This is a genomic window from Streptomyces sulfonofaciens (assembly GCF_014656295.1).
Taxonomy (GTDB): Bacteria; Actinomycetota; Actinomycetes; order Streptomycetales; family Streptomycetaceae; genus Streptomyces; species Streptomyces sulfonofaciens.
This window is the reverse complement of record NZ_BNCD01000003.1, coordinates 242,077-260,935: the sequence shown is the minus strand read 5'-3', so window position 1 is coordinate 260,935 and position 18,859 is coordinate 242,077. Positions and strand designations below refer to the sequence as shown.

Sequence of the window (18,859 nt, the reverse complement as noted above, 5' to 3'; positions counted from 1 at the left end):
CGCTCCTTAGCACACCACCGGGTTCCGTGCGGGACGACGTCCCTCTTTCGGGCGGGGTTGCCGGCACTCGCGGGCGCGACGGCCGGTGCTGCGGACAGGCTGGGGGCTCCCGTCCGTGCGTACCCGAAGGACCTCCGATGAGCCCCTCGCAGCCGCTCGCCTCGGGCACCCAGGGCGCCGCGGCCCTGGGGCCCCTGCTCAGCACCGTGCTCGACGCCCTGCACGACGGGGCGGTGCTGCGCGGCGGACCGCTGCCGGCGGGCGGGCCCGGTGCCGTGGCGGCGCGGGTGCGGGAAACCGTGGGCACCGCCCTGCCGCAGCACGGAGCCGGTGCCGAGGCGGCCCTGCGCGATCTGGTGCGGATGCTCGCCGAGGGCGCCGCGGACCCCGCCGACCCGCTGTGCGCCGCGCACCTGCACTGCCCGCCGCTCGCCGTGGCCGCCGCGGCCGACCTCGCCGCGTCCGTCCTCAACCCGTCCATGGACTCCTGGGACCAGGCCCCCGCCGCCTCGGCCCTGGAGACCCTGCTCACCAGGGCGCTCGCCGCGGAGGTGTACCCGGCCGCCGGCGGCCGGCGCGGTGCGGCCGACGCCCTCGTCACCACCGGCGGCACGGAGGCCAACCAACTCGCCCTGCTGCTCGGCAGGGAACGGCACGGGCCCGTCCAACTGGTCTGCGGCGACAACGCCCACCACTCCCTGTCCCGTGCCGCCTGGCTGCTCGGCCTGCCCAGGCCGGTCACCGTCCCCGCGCCGACGGGGACCATCGATCCGCTCGCCCTTGCCGACGCCCTGCGGGCCCGCCCCCGGGGCACCCCCCTGCTGGTGGCCGCCACCGCCGGCACCACAGACGCCGGGCTCATCGACCCGCTGCCCGCGATCGCCGACGTCTGCGCCGCGGCGGGCGCCCGGCTGCACGTCGACGCCGCCTACGGCGGTGCCCTGCTGCTCAGCGACCGTATGAAGCCGCTGCTCACCGGCCTCGACCGGGCGCACACCGTCACCCTCGACCTGCACAAGCTGGGCTGGCAGCCGGTCGCCGCGGGTCTGCTGGCCGTCCGCGACCCCGGCGACCTCGACACCCTCCGGCACAGCGCCGAGTACCTCAACGCCGCCGACGACACCGAGGCGGGCCTGCCCGACCTGCTGGGCCGCTCGCTGCGCACCACCCGCCGCCCCGACATCCTGAAGATCGCCGTCACCGCCCGGGCACTCGGCCGCGGCGGGCTCGGCGCACTGGCCGACGCGGTGTGCGCACACGCACATGAACTCGCCCGGCTGATCGCGGCGCACCCCGGGTTCGAGCTCTACGACACGCCCACCATCAGCACCGTCCTCTTCCGTCCCACCGGTGCCGACGACGGCCGTGTCGCGCAGATCCGGCGCCGGCTGCTCACCGAGGGCCGTGCCGTGATCGGCAGGGCCAGGATCGCCGGCCGGCTCTGGCTCAAGGCCACGCTGCTCAACCCGCACACCCGCACCAGCGACCTCGCCGCACTCCTGAAACTGGTGGAAGGACACGCCCCCCGATGAGCCCGACGCCCCCCACACCCCACCGTGCGCCCGGCACGCCGGGCGCCCCCGCCGCCCGCCCCGCCGCGGCGGACCCAGCCCCGAAGAAGACTCCCCCCGCGGGCCGTGCCGGCGCGACCGGCGCGACCGAAGCGACCGGCCCGACCGGCCCGGCGAGCAGCGCTCCCCGCGATCTGGTCGGCGTCGGCATCGGCCCCTTCAACCTCTCCCTCGCCGCCCTCGCCCACCCCCTGGCCGCCCTCGACACCGCCTTCTACGACCAGCAGCCCGCCTTCCGGTGGCATCCGGGGCTGCTCATCGACGGCGCCAGCCTCCAGGTGCCCTTCCTCGCCGACCTGGTCACGCTCGCCGATCCCGCCAGCCCCTGGTCGTTCCTCGCGTACCTGCGCACCATCGACCGGCTCTTCCCGTTCTACTTCGCCGAGCGCTTCCACATCCGCCGGGCCGAGTACGACGCGTACTGCCGCTGGGTGAGCGAGAACCTCCCGGGGCTGCACTTCGGCCACCGGGTCGACGCCGTCCACTGGGACGCCGAACGCGCCCTCTTCCAGGTGGACCTCACCCGGCTCGACGAGCACGGGTTCACCGAGTCCTCCGAGCGCACGTACGCGAAGAACGTCGTGCTCGGCCTCGGCACCGCGCCCGACGTCCCCGAGCCGCTGAAGCCGCTCGTCGAGGCCCGCGGCGTCCCGGTCGTGCACTCCTGCGACTACCTCCAGCACCGCGAGCGCCTCCTCGCCGCCCGGCACGTCACCGTCATCGGCTCCGGCCAGTCGGGCGCCGAGGTCTTCCTCGACCTGCTGCGCAACCGGCCCGCCGGCCGCGAGGGCCTGCACTGGCTGGCCCGTACGGAGGCGTTCGCGCCCATGGAGTACTCCAAGCTCGGCCTGGAGCACTTCACACCGGACTACACCCGCTACTTCCGCGCCCTGCCGGAACCGGTGCGCGACACGCTGCTGCCCCGGCAGTGGCAGCTCCACAAGGCCATCGACGCCGGCACCATCGCCGCCATCCACGACGAGCTCTACCAGCGGACCCTGCACGGCGGCTGGCCCGATGCGGTGCTCACCCCCGGCGTGCTGGTGCGCACCGCGGGCCGGGTCGCGCTCGGCCAGGTCGAACTGCACCTGGAACACCTCCAACAGGGCACCCGCTCCCGGCTCACCACCGAGGCCGTCGTCCTGGCCACCGGCTACCGCCAGCGCCCGCTGGACCGGCTGCTCGCGGGCATCGCCCCCCAGATACGGCGGGACACCGCAGGCCGCCCGCTCGTCGACGAGCACCACCGCCTGGTCCTCGACCCGGAGATCGCCGCCACGAGCCGCCACATCTACGTGCAGAACGCCGAACGGCACACCCACGGTGTCGGCGCGCCCGACCTCGGCCTCGCCGCCTGGCGCAGCGCGGGCATCCTCAACGACATCACCGGCAAGGAGCCCTACCCGCTGCCCGAGCGCACCGCGTTCACCACCTTCGGCCTGGCCGGGAGGTGACACGGAACGGACGCTTCCGGACGGTGGCCGAGAACCGTCCGGAGCCGCCCGCCCGCCGTACCGCCCGCCCTACCGCCCGTCACGGCCGGGCCGGCGGGCGGCAGGTGGCCGTCAGGCCCGGGCGTCCTCGAAGACCGGAGCGCCGGCCCGGGTGAGCCCCCAGTCCACGGAGGCGAACTCCGCCGGGTCGAGGACGCCCTTCTCCCGCACCCAGGCGATGATGGTGTTCCGGATCTCCTCCGAGTCCGACCAGATCTGCTGCGCGTCCGGGACGTGCGGGAAGTTCCCGCCGCCCGCGGCCCGGTAGTTGTTGACCGCGAGCACGAACCGCGCCGTGTCGTCCAGCGGCTCGCCCCGGAACGCCAGGCCGGTGATCCGGGAACCGGCCGGCTGCGCGATGTCGATGTCGTACGTCAGGCCCGAGACGACGTCGTAGTTGTAGTCCGGGATGCTGTCCGCGTTGGTGAGCTTCGCCGGGTCGACCGGGGCGCCGGGCGCGGTTTCGACGTAGTACCTGGCGGAGTACTCCAGGTAGTCCCGCACCTGGGCGCCCGTCACGAGGCGCGCCTCAAGGGTGTTGTCGAAGGGATAGAGGCCGGCGGCGTCCCTGATGGTGATGTCGCCGGCCGCGATCCGCGCGGTGCGGGAGAAGCACGACGCCTGCGAGAGCACCGGCAGGTCCGCGTACTCGCCGCCGGCCAGCGCCGCCTCGACCGTCAGGGTCTGCACGTGGTTGATCAGGTCGATCAGCGGGACGTCCCGGTACGGGCCCTGCGCGGTGTCCATCGCGGTCTTGGAGGTGCCGACGACCTCGCCCACGTAGGCGACGACCTTCTTGTGCTCCTCGGCGAGCAGACCGGTGATCGCCGGGTCCTCCGCGGCGGTGTTGGAGTTGAGGACCCGCGCGCCGACCCGCTCGACCGTCCAGCGGCCGTGCGACCACGCCAGGTCGAAGTCGAACCGGGTCAGCCGCTGGCCCCACTTGAGCGGTTCCGACAGCACGACCTGCCGCCCGGTCCGCTCGTTGGTGACCAGCCGCTCGGGGATCTCGACATGGGCGTGGCCGACCAGGATCGCGTCGATGCCGGGCACCCGCTGGGCCACCAGCGCGGAGGCGTTCTCCACGTACGGCAACTGGTCACCGTACGAGGAGGTGCCGTCGGCGCCCGAGTGCGCGGAGACGATCACCACGTCGGCGCCCATCGAGCGCAGCTTGGGCACCCAGGCGGCGGCCTGCTCCTCCAACCCGGGGAAGGTCATCCGTCCGGACACGTTCGCCTTGTCCCAGATGGCGATGCCGGGGTTGGTGAGTCCCAGGATCGCGACCCGTACCTCCCGGCCGCTCGGGGTGCGCAGCCGTTTGATCACGTACGGGCTGAAGGCGGGGCGCTGGGTCCTCGCGTCCAGGGCGTTCGCCGCGAGCAGTGGGAAGTCGCACTGCTCCTCGAACTTCCGCAGCAGCGGAATGCCGTAGTTGAACTCGTGGTTGCCGAGCGCCGCGGCGTCGTAGCCCATCGCGTTCATCGCACGCGCCATCGGGTGCACCGGGCCGTGCTGCGCGGTGATCGGGTCGACCCGGGCGTAGTAGTAGGAGAGCTGGGTGCCCTGGATGGTGTCGCCGGCATCGATGAGGAGGGTGTTTCCCCGGCCCCGCTCCTCGCGGATGCCGGACACCAGCGTGGCGATCTTCGCCAGGCCGACGTCGTTGTGGTCGGCGTCGTCGAACTCCCCGTCGGTGAAGTAGTCCCAGTTGAAGACGTTGCCGTGCAGGTCGGTGGTGCCGAGGACGGTGAACGAGTAGCGCGTCGGGCCGTGGCCGCGGTCGTCTCGCCGCCCGGCGTCCCGCTCCGGCACCGCCGGGGCGGCGACGGCGGGCACGGCGGCGCCACCGGTCAGCGCCACGCCCGCGCCCGTCACGGCGGACCGGCCAAGGAACGTCCTTCTGTCGAGCGGCATCTGTTGTTCTCCTCGGCATGGGCGGCATGAGCATGCGTACGACGACGCGCGTAGATTCTGTCCCAGGCGCCCGTCCGACGGCACCCCTGGGGCGTTGCGATCCGGCCGCGCTCTCGTACGGCTGCGGCGAACGGACACGCAGCGCCGGCCGAGTCCGCCCCGAACCGGGGCCGGCCGAGCCCGCCCGGCTCGCGCGGAAGGCGCGGCCCCGGGCCGTGGGTGCCTGCGCCGCGCCGGCGGCTCAGTGATCGGCGGAGAGTTCGCCGCTGAGCTGTCCGTGCAGACGGGCGCTCGGATCGTTGAGACCGACGATCTCGACCTGTTTGCCGCGCTGGGCGTACTTGGTCTCGACGGCGTCCAGGGCGGCGACGGAGGAGGCGTCCCAGACATGGGTGCCGGTGAGGTCGATGACGACCTTGTCCGGGTCGTTCGCGTAGTCGAACTGGGTGACGAGGTCGTTGGCGGAGGCGAAGAACAGTTGACCGGTGACGGCGTAGACGACCTGCGTGCCGTCGGGGTCGGTGACGGAGGTGACGTGTGTGAGGTGGGCGACACGGCGGGCGAAGGCGGCCATGGCGGCCAGAGAGCCCACGACGACACCGATGGACAGGTTGTCGGTGGCGACGACGACGATGACGGTGATGACCATGACGGCCGTTTCGCCGACCGGCATGCGCCTGAGGGTGGCGGGCTTGACGGAGTGCCAGTCGAAGGTACCGACGGAGACCAGGACCATCACGGCGACCAGGGCCGCCATGGGGATGCGGGAGACGGCCGGTCCGAGCGCGATGCAGAGGATGAGCAGGAAGGTCCCGGCCAGGAAGGTGGAGAGGCGGGTGCGGGCCCCGCTCCTGACGTTGATCATGGTCTGGCCGATCATGCCGCAGCCGCCCATGCCGCCGAACACGCCCGTGACGATGTTGGCGACGCCCTGGCCGATCGCCTCCCGGGTCTTGTTCGAGTGGGTGTCGGTGAGGTCGTCGACCAGCTTTGCGGTCATCATCGACTCCATGATCCCCACCAGGGCCATGGCGAAGGCGTAGGGCGCGATCACGGTGAGCGTGTGGACGCTGAGGGGCACGTCCGGGATCCCGGGCACGGGCAGCGAGGAGGGCAGGGTGCCCCTGTCGCCGACCGTCGGCACGGCGATGCCGGCGGACAGGGTGATCGCGGTCAGGATCGCGATGGCCACCAGTGGCGCCGGGACGGCCTTGGTCAGCCTGGGGAACAGCACCATCAGGACCAGGCCACCGGCGACGAGCGGGTAGACCGGCCAGGGAACGTCGCGCAGGTTGGGGATCTGGGCGGTGAACAAGAGGATGCCCAGGGCGTTGACGAAGCCGACCATCACGCTGCGGGGCACGAACCGCATCAGCTTGGCCATGCCCGCAGCGCCGAGGATGACCTGGAAGACGCCGGCGAGGATGACGGTGGCGATCAGGTAGCCCAGTCCGTGATGGCGGGCGACGGGTGCGACGACCAGGGCGACGGCGCCGGTGGCGGCCGAGATCATCGCGGGCCGCCCGCCGACGAACGCGATCACGATGGCCATGGTGCACGCGGCGAACAACCCCACCTCGGGGGCGACGCCTGCGATGACGGAGAAGGAGATCGCCTCGGGAATCAGCGCGAGACCGACGACCAGGCCCGCCAGAGCCTCCGTGCGGAAGACCTTCGGTGACAGCCACGGGGGACGGCCGGGGCCGCGCAGCAGCAAGGCCGGGGTGAAGCGGCCGGTGAACGCAGAAGAAGGCAAGGGGTGGGTACCCGTCGTGTTTCGGGCGCACCCGGCGGAGCCGCGGGGCGCGGGTCGGTACGGAGAGGAGGGGCGCCGGGCCACGCGTCGGTCCGCTGCCGCCGGAGCGGAGGCCCTTGAGGACCGGGGCGGGCGAATGTCGGTCGCGCGCTGGTGTCAGGGCCGGCGGATCGCCGTGGAGAGGCGGCGGGGCCGGGCGTCACGTGACTCGTGCACGGTGGGCTCCCGCAAGGAGTCGGAACTTCGCCGGGGGCACCGTCGGCCCCGACACGGCAACGGCGAGGCAGCGACGGGCCGCCCTCGCCATCGGCAACTCTACCCTAACGTTAGAGTAGGGAGTGAGGGGGCGTACGGGACGCGCCCCGCCGGGGCGGCGGAAGGCCGGGGAGTGGGGAGCACGGACGTGGACGCCAAGCACATGCAGATCGGCGAGGTCGCCGCACGCACGGAGCTGTCCCTGCGGACCATCCGGCACTACGAGGAGACCGGCCTGGTCGTCCCGTCCGCACGCTCCCAGGGCGGCTTCCGTCTCTACACCGAATCCGACGTCGCCCGTCTCATGGTGATCCGCCGCATGAAGCCGCTGGGCTTCACCCTGGAGCAGATGCGCGACCTGCTGGAGGCCACGGACCGCCTCGACGCCGGCGCGGGTCTCGGCGCCGGCGAGCGCGACGCCCTGCTGGAGCGTGTGCGCGGCTACGAACGGGCCGCCGTCGAACAGGTGGAGAGGCTGCGCGTCCAACTGGCCCGCGCGGAGGAGTTCGCCGCCGCTCTGGGAGCCCGTCTGGACCGGAACGCTCCGGCCGACCCTTCCTGAACGGACTTCCTGCGAGGGTTCGCCGTCCGGCTCGGGGGCCGATCCGGATGTGGCGGTCTTCTTCCGTGCCGGCGGCCGTGTGCTCGATGTGGGCTGCTCGGCTGCCGGCCATGGGACCGTCGATGGACCGTCGATGGAAGGAGCGGCGAAGGGGATGAAACGGGCCCTGGGGAAGGTCAAGGGTTCCCACACATCGCACAAAGTTCGGTCAGGAATCCCATAAAGAATTAAGGGAAGGGCAAAACGCCAGGTCAGAGCAGCTTTGTGAGGACGGGGAGCAGGAACGCGTTCCTTTGCCGACATCTGGTGTTCGCCTCGCGCCCCTGGGATGTCAGGACCACCGGGGGGAGGTCTGGCCGGCCAGGCGCACCGGGCACGGCGATCCGTGCGCGAGGGCGGCCGGCAGCGAGCACGGCAGTACGTCAGGAAGGAGCGCCAGCGTGCGGCACACAGGGATGTCGAACATCGGCAGAGGACTCAGGCGCCGGGGCAGGCTGATGGCCCAGGCGGTGGCTCCGCCCCGGCGGAGCCCCGCGGCGCGTGCCGGCAAGGCGGCCGTGTCCGCCGTGTCCGCCGTGACCGTCGTGTCATCCGCTGACGGCGTCGACGGCGCCCCGTGCCGGGCCGCGGATTACGTCGCACCGTCCGCACCGCGCCTGGTCGAGTCCCCGGTCTTCGTCCTCTCCAGCGTGCGTTCCGGTTCCACCCTGCTGAGGGTCCTGCTGAACAGCCACACCCGGATACGCGCACCGCACGAGATGCACCTGCGCACCCTCCACGTCCACCTGGCCCGGGAGTTCACCGCGGCGGCCATGAAGGGGCTCGAACTCGACAAGGACGAGTTGGAGCACGTCCTGTGGGACCGCCTGCTCCATCTGGAGCTGAGTCGCAGCGGCAAGGACGTCATCGTCGACAAGACACCGCCGAACACGCTGATGTGGCCGCGTCTGCACCGATGTTGGCCCGGCGCCCGCTATGTCATCCTGCTGCGCCACCCGGCCGCCGTCGTCACCTCGCTCGCCCGCCGCCGCACCGACCCCGACCTCGGGCAGATCCACGCCGAGGTGCTGGACTACAGCGAGAAGCTGGAGGAGGCGCGGCACCACCTGCACGCCCGTGTGATCACCTATGAGGAGCTGACGGCCGAGCCCGAGAAGGTCACCCGCGGCCTGTGCGACCACCTCGGCGTCCCCTGGGAGAGCTCCATGCTCGACTACGGACGCCAGGACCACGGCAGCTTCCAGCCCCAGCTCGGTGACTGGAGCGGTGCCATCAGGTCCGGCCGCATCCAGCGGGCCCGCGGCGCCGACCCCGGCACGGATCTGCCCCCGCGGCTGGCGCAGATCGCGAGGGCCTGGGGCTACCCGGTGGGCTGAACCGGGGCCGGGCCACGCGCGGACCGGGGGCGGGGGAGCGGCGGCCACCGCGGATCGGCGGGCTCGTGAGCGGGCTCGGCGGATCGGAGGGGGCGGGATCGGTGCAATGGCGGGTCGGCGGGTCGGCGGATCGGTGGATCGCGAGTCCAGGGACCGGCGGACCGGCGGACCGGCGGACGGGCGGACGGGCGGATCGGCGGGACGGGCGCGCGCGGCGCCGCCCCGGTGCCACAGTGGTGGCCATGACCACGCATCCGCCTTCCGGCGACGCCCGCCCGCCCGTGCCCTACGGCACCCCGGACGCTCCCCGGGTCGCCGTCCGCGGGGAGGCCCATCTGGAGTGCGAACCGGAGCTCGCCCGGATCGGCATCACCGTCAGCGCCCGCGGCACCAGCAGGCAGGAGGCCCTCGACGACCTCACCCGCCGGAACTCGGCCGTGCTCGACCTGGTCAGGGCGTACGGGGACGCGGTGGAGAACCTGGAGACCGGTGCGTTCTCGATCAGTCCCGAACTCGCAAGGCACGGCCGCGGCGAACGGGTCCGCGCCTACCAGGGCAGGGTCCGCGTCGGCGCGGACCTGGTGGACTTCACCGCGCTCGGCGAACTCACCACCCGGCTCGCCGACCTGGAACTCACCCAGGTCGACGGCCCCTGGTGGGCGCTGCGTCCGAACTCGCCCGCCCATCGCGAAGCGCGCCGGCAGGCGGTGGTGGAGGCGGTGCAGCGCGCCCGCGAGTACGCGGAGGCCCTGGGCACCCGGCTCGCCGCACTCGTGGAGATCGCCGACACGGGCGCCGAGCAGCCGAGCGGACACGGCGCGGACGCGGGCACGAGCCGCGCCCTGCGCACCTCCGCCTTCGCCGGAGCCCCTGTCCCGCAGGCACCGCCGCTCGATCTCCAGCCCCAGCGCCAGTATGTCCACGCGCAGGTCAACGCCCGTTTCACGATGATCGCGCCCCGGCTGTGAGCCTCGTCGGGCCATGCGCGGGCGCGGATCAGAACGCCATTCCCGCTCATCGGAGCGGCCATACGCACAATTCAACAGTTGTCAATAACCCTTCATACAAAGGTTGTTGGGTAGTCATGTGCGGCCAATTCTCTACCGGCCGGTAAGCCCTACGCTCGAACCATGCGCCGAGCAAAGATCGTTTGTACCCTGGGACCCGCCACTGACTCGTACGACCAGATCAAGGCACTCGTCGAGGCCGGAATGGACGTAGCGCGCCTCAACCTCAGCCACGGCACCTATGCCGAGCACGAGGAGCGCTACCACCGGGTGCGCAAGGCGTCCGAGGAGACCGGCCGGAGTGTCGGGATCCTCGCCGACCTTCAGGGTCCGAAGATCCGACTCGGTCGTTTCACCGAGGGTCCCGTACTTCTTGAACGCGGCGACACCTTCACCATCACGGTGGAGAAGGACACCGAGGGTGATCGGCAGTGCTGCGGCACCACCTACCAGGGGCTGGCGGCTGACGTCAGCGCGGGTGAGCTGATCCTCGTCGACGACGGCAAGGTCACTCTGGAGGTGACCGGGGTGGACGGCCCGCGCGTTCACACCCTGGTGGTCGAGGGCGGCATGGTCTCCGACCACAAGGGCCTGAACCTCCCGGGCGTCGCGGTCTCCGTCCCCGCGCTCTCCGAGAAGGACCGGGAAGACCTGCGCTGGGCGCTGCGCACCGGCGCCGACGTGGTGGCCCTCTCCTTCGTGCGCACCGGACGCGACATCGACGACGTGCACCGCATCATGGACGAGGAGGGCCGCCGCGTCCCCGTCATCGCCAAGGTGGAGAAGCCGCAGGCCGTCGAGAACATACAGGACATCGTGGCCGCGTTCGACGGCATCATGGTGGCCCGGGGCGACCTCGGTGTGGAGATGCCGCTGGAGCAGGTGCCCATCGTCCAGAAGCGCGCCGTGATGCTGGCGAAGCGCAACGCCAAGCCGGTGATCGTGGCCACCCAGATGCTGGACTCGATGATCGACAACTCCCGGCCGACCCGCGCCGAGGCATCCGACGTCGCCAACGCCGTCATCGACGGCACCGACGCCGTGATGCTCTCCGGCGAGACCAGCGTCGGGAAGTACCCGGTGGAGACCGTCAGGACGATGGCGAGGATCGTCGAGGCGGCCGAGGAGGACATCCTCGCCAAGGGCCTGCCGCCGATCACCGAGCGCAGCAAGCCGCGCACCCAGGGCGGCGCCGTCGCGCGTGCTGCCGCCGACATCGGCGACTTCCTCGGCGCGAAGTTCCTGGTCGCCTTCACGCAGTCCGGCGACACCGTGCGGCGCCTGTCCCGCTACCGCTCGCCGATCCCGCTGCTCGCCTTCACCCCGGAACCGGCGACCCGCGCCCAGTTGAACCTCACCTGGGGGGTGGAGACCTTCCTCGGACCGCACGTGGAGTCCACCGACGCGATGGTCGAGCAGGTCGACGACGAGCTTCTCAGGATCGGGCGGTGCGCCAAGGGCGACATCGTGATCATCACGGCCGGCTCGCCGCCCGGCATGTCCGGTACCACGAACCTGCTCCGGGTCCACCGGATCGGGGAGGACGACGCGCCGCGGTAGGCGGTGCCTGTGGGGTGCGTCACGATCCGGCTCCGGCTGCCCGGGGCCGGATCTCGCCGTGGAATTTCCGGGTTCGAATCCCCGGCCGGGAATCCGGAGGAAAGTGCCCCAGGTGGGATTCGAACCCACACTGTCCGCTGTTTGAGAGCGGCCTCTCTGACCAGTTGGAGTACTGGGGCCTCGGAAAAGGAAGGGAATGCCCAACCCCTCGCGGCACCACCTTATCGTAGCTGGGTAGGCTCGTACGAGCAGGAACCTGCCCCGCACCGAGGAGTCCCAGTGACCGCCCCCGAGTCCCCCCAGCCCGCCGCCGATGACGAGAAGGCGCACGTTCCCCCGGCGACGACCCGTGTCGTCATCGCCGAGGACGAGGCGCTGATCCGTCTCGACCTGAAAGAGATGCTGGAGGAGGAGGGCTACTCCGTCGTCGGCGAGGCAGGAGACGGGGAGCACGCCGTGGAGCTGGCCCGCGAGCACCGCCCCGACCTGGTGATCCTCGATGTGAAGATGCCGAAGCTGGACGGCATCTCGGCGGCCGAGCGGATCGCCGAGGAGTCGATCGCCCCGGTGCTGATGCTGACCGCGTTCTCCCAGCGCGACCTGGTCGAGCGGGCGCGCGACGCGGGCGCCATGGCGTATCTGGTGAAGCCGTTCAGCAAGAGCGATGTGGTGCCCGCCATCGAGATGGCGGTGTCCCGGTTCACCGAGCTGCGCACCCTGGAGAAAGAGGTCGCCGATCTCACCCAGCGCCTGGAGACCAGGAAGCTCGTGGACCGTGCGAAGTCGGTTCTCCAGACGGATTACGGACTGACCGAGCCGGCGGCCTTCCGGTGGATTCAGAAGACGTCGATGGACCGCCGTATGTCCATGCAGCAGGTGGCGGAGGCGGTCATCGAGGACGCCGAGGAGAAGAAGGCGGCCAAGGGAAAGTAGCGGCGCGCACGGAAGCGGCCCGACCCTCCTGCTGCGGAGGGGTCGGGCCGCTTCGTGTGTGTGCGCTGTGACGCGTGCGCCGTGACGCCTGCGCCGTGACGCCTGCGCCGGCGGCCGGCACCGGGCCTGGCGCGCCGGGAGCGGCCCGCCCGGATGGCCGGGCGGGCCGCTCCCGACGGGCGGGCTGCCGTCGTCAGTCCTCGCCGAGGTACGCCTTGCGGACGGACTCGTCGTGCAGGAGGTCCTGGCCGGTACCCGAGATGGCGATGGTGCCGATCTCCATGACGTGGCCGTGGTCGGCCAGCGACAGCGCGGCCTGGGCGTTCTGCTCGATCAGCAGGATGGTGATGCCCTCGGAGCTGAGCTCCCGGATGGTCGCCATGATCTTCTGCATCATGATCGGGGAGAGGCCCATGGACGGCTCGTCCAGCATGAGCAGCTTGGGCCGCGACATGAGCGCACGGCCCATGGCGAGCATCTGCTGCTCGCCCCCGGAGAGCGTGCCGGCGGCCTGCTTGCGGCGCTCCCCGAGGATCGGGAAGAGATCGTAGGCGCGTTGCACGTCGTCGGCGATGCCGGACTTGTCCCTGCGCAGGAAGGCGCCGAGGAGGAGGTTCTCCTCGATGGTCATGCGCGGGAAGATGTGCCGGCCCTCGGGGGAGTGGGCGAGCCCGCGGGCGACGATCTCGTCGGGGCGGAGCCTCCTGATCGGCTCCCCGTTGAAGACGATGCTGCCGGAGCGCGGCTTGAGCAGCCCGGACAGTGTGCGCAGGGTGGTCGTCTTGCCGGCGCCGTTGGTGCCGATGAGGGTGACGACCTCGCCTGCGGCCACGCTGAAGGAGATGCCCTTGACGGCCTCGATCTTGCCGTAGGCGACGCGGAGGTCCCTGACGTCGAGGAGTGCGGGTGCGGTCACTTGGCGTCCTCCTGGGTGTCCGCAGCGCCGGCCGCCGCCTCGGCGGCCTGGACCTCGGCGAGCGCCTCGTCCTCGGGGGAGTCCTCCATGGGGCTGCCGATGTAGGCGGCGATGACGCGCTCGTCGGCCTGGACGACGTCGGGGGTGCCCTCGACGAGCTTCTGGCCCTGGACGAGCACGGCGACGCGGTCGCAGAGGTTGAAGATGAACCGCATGTCGTGCTCGATGACGAGGACGGCGATGCCCTTGTCGCGGATGGCGAAGACGAGTTCCTCGGTGGCCCTGGTCTCCTGGGGGTTCATGCCCGCGGTCGGCTCGTCGAGCAGCAGCAGGCCGGGTTCGCTGGCCAGCGCGCGGGCGATCTCCAGCTTGCGCTGCTCGCCGTAGGGGAGGTTGCGCGCGAGGTGGTCGGCCTTCTCGGCGAGGCCGGTGAACTCCAGGAGCTCCATGGCGCGGGCGCGGGAGGCCTCCTCGGCCCGCCGGAATCCGGGACCGCGCAGCAGCGCGGACCACAGCCCCTCCTTGGTGCGGGTGTGACGCCCGACGAGGACGTTCTCCAGCACGGTCATGTTGGCGAAGAGCCGGATGTTCTGGAAGGTCCGCGCGATGCCCGCCTGGGTGACCAGGTGGGGTTTGGGCGGGAGGGTGGTGCCCTTGTAGGCGACGCGTCCCTCGGTGGGGACGTAGAGGCCCGTGAGGCAGTTGAAGAAAGTGGTCTTGCCGGCGCCGTTGGGACCGATGAGGCCCACGATCTCGCCGCTGCGCACGGTGAGGGAGACGTCGCGGACGGCCGTGAGGCCGCCGAAGCGCATGGTGACGCCGTCGGCCTTGAGGACCGTGGCGGTGGCGGTGGTGTCCGCGGTGGTTTCCGTGGTGGTGGTCATGGTGGTTCAGCCCCCCGCCTTGGCGACGCCGGTGGCCGGTTCGAGAGTGGTCTGGTCCGGGACGTCCATCTGTCCCGTCGCACGGAACTCCAGCTTCTTGCGGCTGTCGGAGATGATCCCCTCGGGCCTGAAGCGCATGAGGAGGATGAGGGCGACGCCGAAGGCGAGCAGCTCGTACTCCTTGAGGAAGCCGAGCTTCTCCGGGATGAGGTACAGCAGGCTGGCGCCGAGCAGGGGACCGCCGACCGTGCCCATGCCGCCGAGCACGACGGCGGCGAGCAGGAAGGCGGAGTTGGGCGGTGCGGCACCGGCGAACTGGTAGGGGTTCGGGACGACGCCGTAGGTCTCGTGCGCGTAGACGGTGCCGGCCAGGCCGGCCAGGGTGGCGCCCAGGGCGAAGGCGACGAGCTTGACGCGGAAGCCGTTGATGCCCATGGCGGTGGCGGCGGTCTCGTCCTCGCGGATGGCCACCCAGGACCGCCCGATGCGGGAGTCGGCCGCCCGCGTGAAGACGAGCACCACGATCGCGGTGAAGAGGAGCATCAGGAAGAAGTAGTTGGCGAACCGGCCGATGGTGAACGGGCCGATCTCGTGGGCCTGGGCGAAGTCGAACCCGAACAGCTTGAGGTCGGGCACGTTGGTGATGCCGTCCGGGCCGTTGGTGATGTCGGGTCCCGAGCTGCCGTCCATGTTGTTGACGGCGATGCGGAAGATCTCCCCGAAGCCGAGCGTGACGATGGCCAGGTAGTCGCCGCGCAGCCGCAGGGTCGGTGCGCCGATGAGCACACCGAAGACCAGGCTGGCGCCCATGCCGATGAGGGCGGCGCCCCAGAAGGGCACGTGCACACCGGAGAAGCGGGAGAACTCGGAGCCGGAGACGAGCGCCGCGGCGTACGCCCCCACGCCGAGGAAGGCGACGTAGCCGAGGTCGAGCAGGCCGGTCAGGCCGACGACGATGTTCAGACCGAGGGCGACGGTGGCGAAGATGAGGATGTTGACGCCGAGGTTCGCGTTGTGGTCGTCGGACTGGGTGAAGGGGAAGATCACCGCGGCGACGAAGGCCATGGTGGTGGCGAAGCCCCGGTGGCCGGCGCTGAGCCGGGAGTACCGCGCCAGCAGGCCGGAGGTGTTCAGGGTCCAGGCGCCGATGGCCACGAGGAGGACGAAGCCGATGAAGGTCTCGCTCTCGGCGGGATCGATGCCGATGCCGTAGGTGAAGACCACGAGCCCGAGCGCGACGGCGGCGGTGAGGATGAGCCGCTGGATCCACGCGCCGGGAAGCTCGGCGTCGGGGACGTGGGCGGGCTTGGCGACGTAGGCGGCGAGGCCGGTCGCCTCGTTGTCGGCCGGCTGGGGCAGGCCGAGCGCGCCGACGACACCGATGAGGCCGCCGGCCATGGCGATGAAGCCGCCGGGCTCCAGGTTGACGAGGCCGCCGAGTTCGACGGTGATGGCGATGCCCGTATACCAGGTGACGGCGAACACGGTGAGGGCGGCGAGGAAGAGCGCGTTCGGGCTCTTGCCGGGGTTGGTCCAGCGCAGGCCCGGCACACCGTGCTCACCGAGGCCGTAGGCGAGGGCGAGCACACCGGCGACGATCGCGAGGGTCTGGAGTCCCGCCGGATAGCCGTAGACGGTCAGGTCGCCGGCGAATTCGGAGGTCCACGTCCAGGGCAGGAAGGCACTGACGACGGTGATCAGGCCGCCGGCGGGGACGAGGGCCTTGGCGAGGCCGGTGGGCAGCGGCAGCAGACCGCGCGCCGGGGTGGCGGCCACGGCCGGCTCGGTGGGTTCGATGATGGTGGTCATGGTGGATCACGCCCTGTCCGCGACGCGTTCGCCGAGGAGGCCCTGAGGTCTGAACAGCAGGACCAGGATGAGGAGGACGAAGGCCCAGACGGCCGCCCATGCCTGGCCGCCGAGCTGCTGCATCCCGGGGATGTCGGAGATGTAGGCGGTGGCGACGGCCTCGGCGAGACCGAGGACGACTCCGCCGAGCATGGCGCCGTAGATGTTGCCGATGCCGCCGAGGACGGCCGCGGTGAAGGCCTTCAGACCGGCCTGGAAGCCCATGTCGTACGAGACGCTGCCGATCTTGAACCCGTAGGCGACACCGGCGATGGCGGCGAAGAACCCGCCGATCGCGAAGGCGATCACGATGATCTTGTTGGTGTTGATACCCATGAGCTGGGCGGTGTCCGGGTCCTGGGCGGTGGCCTGCATGGCACGGCCGGTGCGCGAGGTCTTGGTGAAGAACGCGAGGGCGGCCATGCACAGGGGCGCGGCGACCAGCAGGAAGATGTCACCGGCCTGGATGCGGATGCCGGCCAGGTGGTAGGGCCCGAAGGGCAGTCCGGGGAAGGAGATCGCGGACTTGGCGTTCGGGTAGAGGTTGAAGACGAGCTGCTGGAGGGCGAGGGAGAGCCCGATCGCCGTGATGAGGGGGGCGAGACGGGGTGCGCCGCGCAGCGGTCGGTAGGCGAAGCGCTCGGCTCCGATCGCCACCAGGACGGCGACGAGGCCGCCTCCGACGATCATGAGGGGGACGGCGACCCACATGGAGACCCCGTCGGGCAGGACGTAGACGTAGACCGTGAGCGCGCCGAAGCCGCCGGTCATGAATATCTCGCCGTGGGCGAAGTTGATGAGCTGGACGATGCCGTACACCATCGTGTAGCCGATGGCGATCAGCCCGTACATCGAGCCGAGGAACAGCCCGTTGGCCAGCTGCTGCGGCAGAGCATGCACCGCGTGGCCTCCGTGTCGTGGTGGTGGGTGACTGGTGTGGTGCGGGAAGCCGGGGACGGTGTCCCCCGGTCACTGAAGAGCGCCACGCCCGGCACCGCGGTGGTGGTGCCGGGCTGGGCGGGTGTGTCTACCGCGCGGTGCGCGCAGGGGTCACGCGGCGTCGAAGGTGCCGCTCTTCACGGCGGTCCACTTGCCGTTCTTGACCTGGTAGACGGTGAGCTGCTTGTTGACCGTGTCGCCGTAGTCGTCGAAGGCGACGGGGCCCGCGATGCCCTGGAAGTTGGTCTTCTGGACGGCGGCGACCACGTCCTTGCGGTTCTTGTCCAGGTCGCCCGGGAGCTTGCCGTCGTTGGCGGAGACGACCTCGCCGACCGCCTTGATGAGGGCGTTGGCGGCGTCGAACGAGTAACCGCCGTAGGTGCCGTAGTCGCCGGGGTACTTCTTGTCCTTGTAGGTCTTGATGAAGTCCTTCGCGGCGTCGACGGTGTCGAGCGGGACGCCGACGGAGGTGGCGAGGTCGCCCTCGGACGCCTTGCCGGCGGTCTTGATGTAGGTGTCGGAGAACATGCCGTCGCCGCCGAAGAGCGGGATCTTGGCGCCGGCGTCCTTGAGCTGCTTGGTGATGACCTGCGACTCGTCGTACTGGCCGCCGTAGTAGACCAGGTCGGCGCCCGAGTTCTTGATCTTGGTGACCAGGCTGGAGAAGTCGCGGTCACCGGTGTTGACGTGGTCCTCGCCGATGACCTTGCCGCCGAACTTCAAGGCGTTCGACTTGAAGAGTCTGGCGAGGCCGGCACCGTAGGTCTGCTTGTCGTCGACGACGAAGAGCTTCTTCTTGCCGAGCGTCTTCACCGCGTACTGGGCCGCGAAGCCGCCCTGGAGGGCGTCGGTGGTGGCGGTGCGGAAGTACGTCTTGAAGGGCCGCTTCTTGGCCGTCTGCCAGTTCTTGCCCTGGGTGAGCTCCGGTGCAGTGTTGGCAGGCGAGATCTCGGCCAGGTTCGCGGCCGCGAAGGTCTGCTGCATCGAGGTGGCCACACCCGAGTTCAGGGGGCCGATGACGCCGAGGGCCTGCTTGTCCGCGACGAGTTGGGAGGCGTTCTGCTGGCCGGTGGCGGGCAGCGCCTTGTCGTCGAGGGCGACCACCTTGAAGGTCACGCCGGGGACGGTCTTCTTCGCGTTGGCCTCGTCGACGGCGATCTGCGTGCCGTACTGGATGCCCAGCCCGGTGGCGGAGTTCTGGCCGGTCAGCGGCGCGTCGACGCCGATGACCACCGTGGTGGTGCCGCTGTCGCCGCCGGCGCTGTCCTTCTTGTCGCGTGAGCCGCAGGCGGTGAGCGTGAGGGCTCCCGCCGAGAGTACGGCGGTGATGGCTATGAGTGAGCGTTGGCGCACGATCAGTCCTTTCCCCTGGCACGGCGCTCCCTTGTGGGGCAGCCGGGTCGAGCGCGAGAACCGAACTGACAAGGAATCCGGTGGCGCGGTGACTGGGCGTGACTCTAAACGCGGGTTTTGGGCAATGGAGTGTTCTGGCCAAGGCTGTGACGTTCTTGTTATGACCTGGCCCAATTGCTGCGTTAAAAGGGGCGGCTGAGCGGGGATGCTTCGCCGGGTGCTGTCCACCAGTTGAGAACCTGCAGCACTGTCGGGGGGTTTGGTCATGACGCGGCCGGTGGCGGGCGTGCCGCGGCGAGCGCCACGGAAAAGCCCGAGCGGTATGCCCAACCCACGAGAATGTCAGCCGCTGCTTTGCATGCGTATTACAGCGTGTTGCTTGCGGGAAAAGGAAGGGCGGCATTCCACGATGCTTTTGCGCATTCACGGTTGAGCACCGTGGGGATGCCCGTGCGCGTGGTACCCGATTTCACGGGTGCGCGGGAGGGG

The 18,859-nt window shown here is 70.8% G+C and carries 14 protein-coding genes and 1 tRNA gene; 7 read left to right on the top strand and 8 right to left on the bottom strand.

From position 1 onward, the window contains the following. Positions 1 to 137 precede the first annotated feature (137 nt). Positions 138 to 1,532 (top strand): pyridoxal phosphate-dependent decarboxylase family protein, encoded by a 1,395-nt coding sequence (locus tag IE313_RS06925; RefSeq protein WP_189930050.1) that lies wholly within the window; start codon positions 138 to 140, stop codon positions 1,530 to 1,532. Further along, positions 1,529 to 3,025 carry a lysine N(6)-hydroxylase/L-ornithine N(5)-oxygenase family protein gene (locus tag IE313_RS06920; RefSeq protein WP_189930049.1) on the top strand — a complete coding sequence of 499 codons (1,497 nt, stop codon included), beginning with the start codon at positions 1,529 to 1,531 and terminating at the stop codon, positions 3,023 to 3,025. The genes IE313_RS06925 and IE313_RS06920 overlap by 4 nt, the downstream gene beginning before the upstream one ends. A gap of 111 nt (positions 3,026 to 3,136) precedes the next feature. On the opposite strand, the gene IE313_RS06915 is transcribed toward IE313_RS06920, so the two are convergent. Then, complete coding sequence (locus IE313_RS06915) at positions 3,137 to 4,981, bottom strand: bifunctional metallophosphatase/5'-nucleotidase (protein ID WP_189930048.1); 1,845 nt, start codon at positions 4,979 to 4,981, stop codon at positions 3,137 to 3,139. 241 nt (positions 4,982 to 5,222) lie between these two features. After that, positions 5,223 to 6,737, bottom strand: coding sequence for a SulP family inorganic anion transporter (locus IE313_RS06910; protein WP_189930047.1), 1,515 nt, complete (start codon positions 6,735 to 6,737; stop codon positions 5,223 to 5,225). 403 nt (positions 6,738 to 7,140) lie between these two features. Between IE313_RS06910 and IE313_RS06905 the strand changes: the two genes are divergently transcribed. From IE313_RS06905 to pyk, 4 genes are all read left to right on the top strand, one after another. Further along, positions 7,141 to 7,554: a MerR family transcriptional regulator gene (locus IE313_RS06905; RefSeq protein WP_229924436.1), complete on the top strand. Its 414-nt coding sequence runs from the start codon at positions 7,141 to 7,143 to the stop codon at positions 7,552 to 7,554. Between the two features lie 497 nt (positions 7,555 to 8,051). After that, positions 8,052 to 8,930 carry a sulfotransferase family protein gene (locus tag IE313_RS06900; RefSeq protein ID WP_373316943.1) on the top strand — a complete coding sequence of 293 codons (879 nt, stop codon included), beginning with the start codon at positions 8,052 to 8,054 and terminating at the stop codon, positions 8,928 to 8,930. Positions 8,931 to 9,172: 242 nt separating this feature from the next. Next, positions 9,173 to 9,898, top strand: coding sequence for an SIMPL domain-containing protein (locus tag IE313_RS06895; RefSeq protein WP_189930046.1), 726 nt, complete (start codon positions 9,173 to 9,175; stop codon positions 9,896 to 9,898). Between the two features lie 162 nt (positions 9,899 to 10,060). Next, a complete protein-coding gene (pyk, locus tag IE313_RS06890) occupies positions 10,061 to 11,497 on the top strand; it encodes a pyruvate kinase (RefSeq protein ID WP_189930045.1) in 1,437 nt (478 codons plus the stop codon). A gap of 104 nt (positions 11,498 to 11,601) precedes the next feature. Here pyk and IE313_RS06885 read toward each other — a convergent pair. Beyond that, positions 11,602 to 11,676 (bottom strand) — tRNA-Leu (locus IE313_RS06885). Between the two features lie 100 nt (positions 11,677 to 11,776). Between IE313_RS06885 and IE313_RS06880 the strand changes: the two genes are divergently transcribed. Then, complete coding sequence (locus IE313_RS06880) at positions 11,777 to 12,430, top strand: ANTAR domain-containing response regulator (protein ID WP_189930044.1); 654 nt, start codon at positions 11,777 to 11,779, stop codon at positions 12,428 to 12,430. A gap of 193 nt (positions 12,431 to 12,623) precedes the next feature. Here IE313_RS06880 and IE313_RS06875 read toward each other — a convergent pair whose 3' ends face one another. The 5 genes from IE313_RS06875 to IE313_RS06855 form a co-directional block, all read right to left on the bottom strand. Then, complete coding sequence (locus IE313_RS06875; RefSeq protein WP_189930043.1) at positions 12,624 to 13,346, bottom strand: ABC transporter ATP-binding protein; 723 nt, start codon at positions 13,344 to 13,346, stop codon at positions 12,624 to 12,626. Then, positions 13,343 to 14,230: an ABC transporter ATP-binding protein gene (locus tag IE313_RS06870; protein ID WP_189930042.1), complete on the bottom strand. Its 888-nt coding sequence runs from the start codon at positions 14,228 to 14,230 to the stop codon at positions 13,343 to 13,345. Before IE313_RS06870 ends, IE313_RS06875 begins: the two co-directional genes overlap by 4 nt. Before the next feature lie 6 nt (positions 14,231 to 14,236). After that, on the bottom strand, positions 14,237 to 16,039 hold the full coding sequence (locus IE313_RS06865; RefSeq protein WP_189930041.1) for a branched-chain amino acid ABC transporter permease: 1,803 nt from the start codon (positions 16,037 to 16,039) through the stop codon (positions 14,237 to 14,239). 6 nt (positions 16,040 to 16,045) lie between these two features. Further along, positions 16,046 to 16,978, bottom strand: a complete 933-nt coding sequence (locus IE313_RS06860) for a branched-chain amino acid ABC transporter permease (protein ID WP_189930040.1) — start codon at positions 16,976 to 16,978, stop codon at positions 16,046 to 16,048. Between the two features lie 150 nt (positions 16,979 to 17,128). After that, positions 17,129 to 18,370: a branched-chain amino acid ABC transporter substrate-binding protein gene (locus IE313_RS06855; RefSeq protein WP_229924434.1), complete on the bottom strand. Its 1,242-nt coding sequence runs from the start codon at positions 18,368 to 18,370 to the stop codon at positions 17,129 to 17,131. Between the last annotated feature and the right edge of the window lie 489 nt (positions 18,371 to 18,859).

Bases quoted from the DNA above. Each gene is read 5' to 3' on its own strand.
- IE313_RS06925 (WP_189930050.1), top strand. From the start codon at position 138: ATGAGCCCCTCGCAGCCGCTCGCCTCGGGCACCCAGGGCGCCGCGGCC.
- IE313_RS06920 (WP_189930049.1), top strand. From the start codon at position 1,529: ATGAGCCCGACGCCCCCCACACCCCACCGTGCGCCCGGCACGCCGGGC.
- IE313_RS06915 (WP_189930048.1), bottom strand. From the start codon at position 4,981: ATGCCGCTCGACAGAAGGACGTTCCTTGGCCGGTCCGCCGTGACGGGC.
- IE313_RS06900 (WP_373316943.1), top strand. From the start codon at position 8,052: ATGGCCCAGGCGGTGGCTCCGCCCCGGCGGAGCCCCGCGGCGCGTGCC.
- IE313_RS06895 (WP_189930046.1), top strand. From the start codon at position 9,173: ATGACCACGCATCCGCCTTCCGGCGACGCCCGCCCGCCCGTGCCCTAC.
- pyk (WP_189930045.1), top strand. From the start codon at position 10,061: ATGCGCCGAGCAAAGATCGTTTGTACCCTGGGACCCGCCACTGACTCG.
- IE313_RS06870 (WP_189930042.1), bottom strand. From the start codon at position 14,230: ATGACCACCACCACGGAAACCACCGCGGACACCACCGCCACCGCCACG.
- IE313_RS06865 (WP_189930041.1), bottom strand. From the start codon at position 16,039: ATGACCACCATCATCGAACCCACCGAGCCGGCCGTGGCCGCCACCCCG.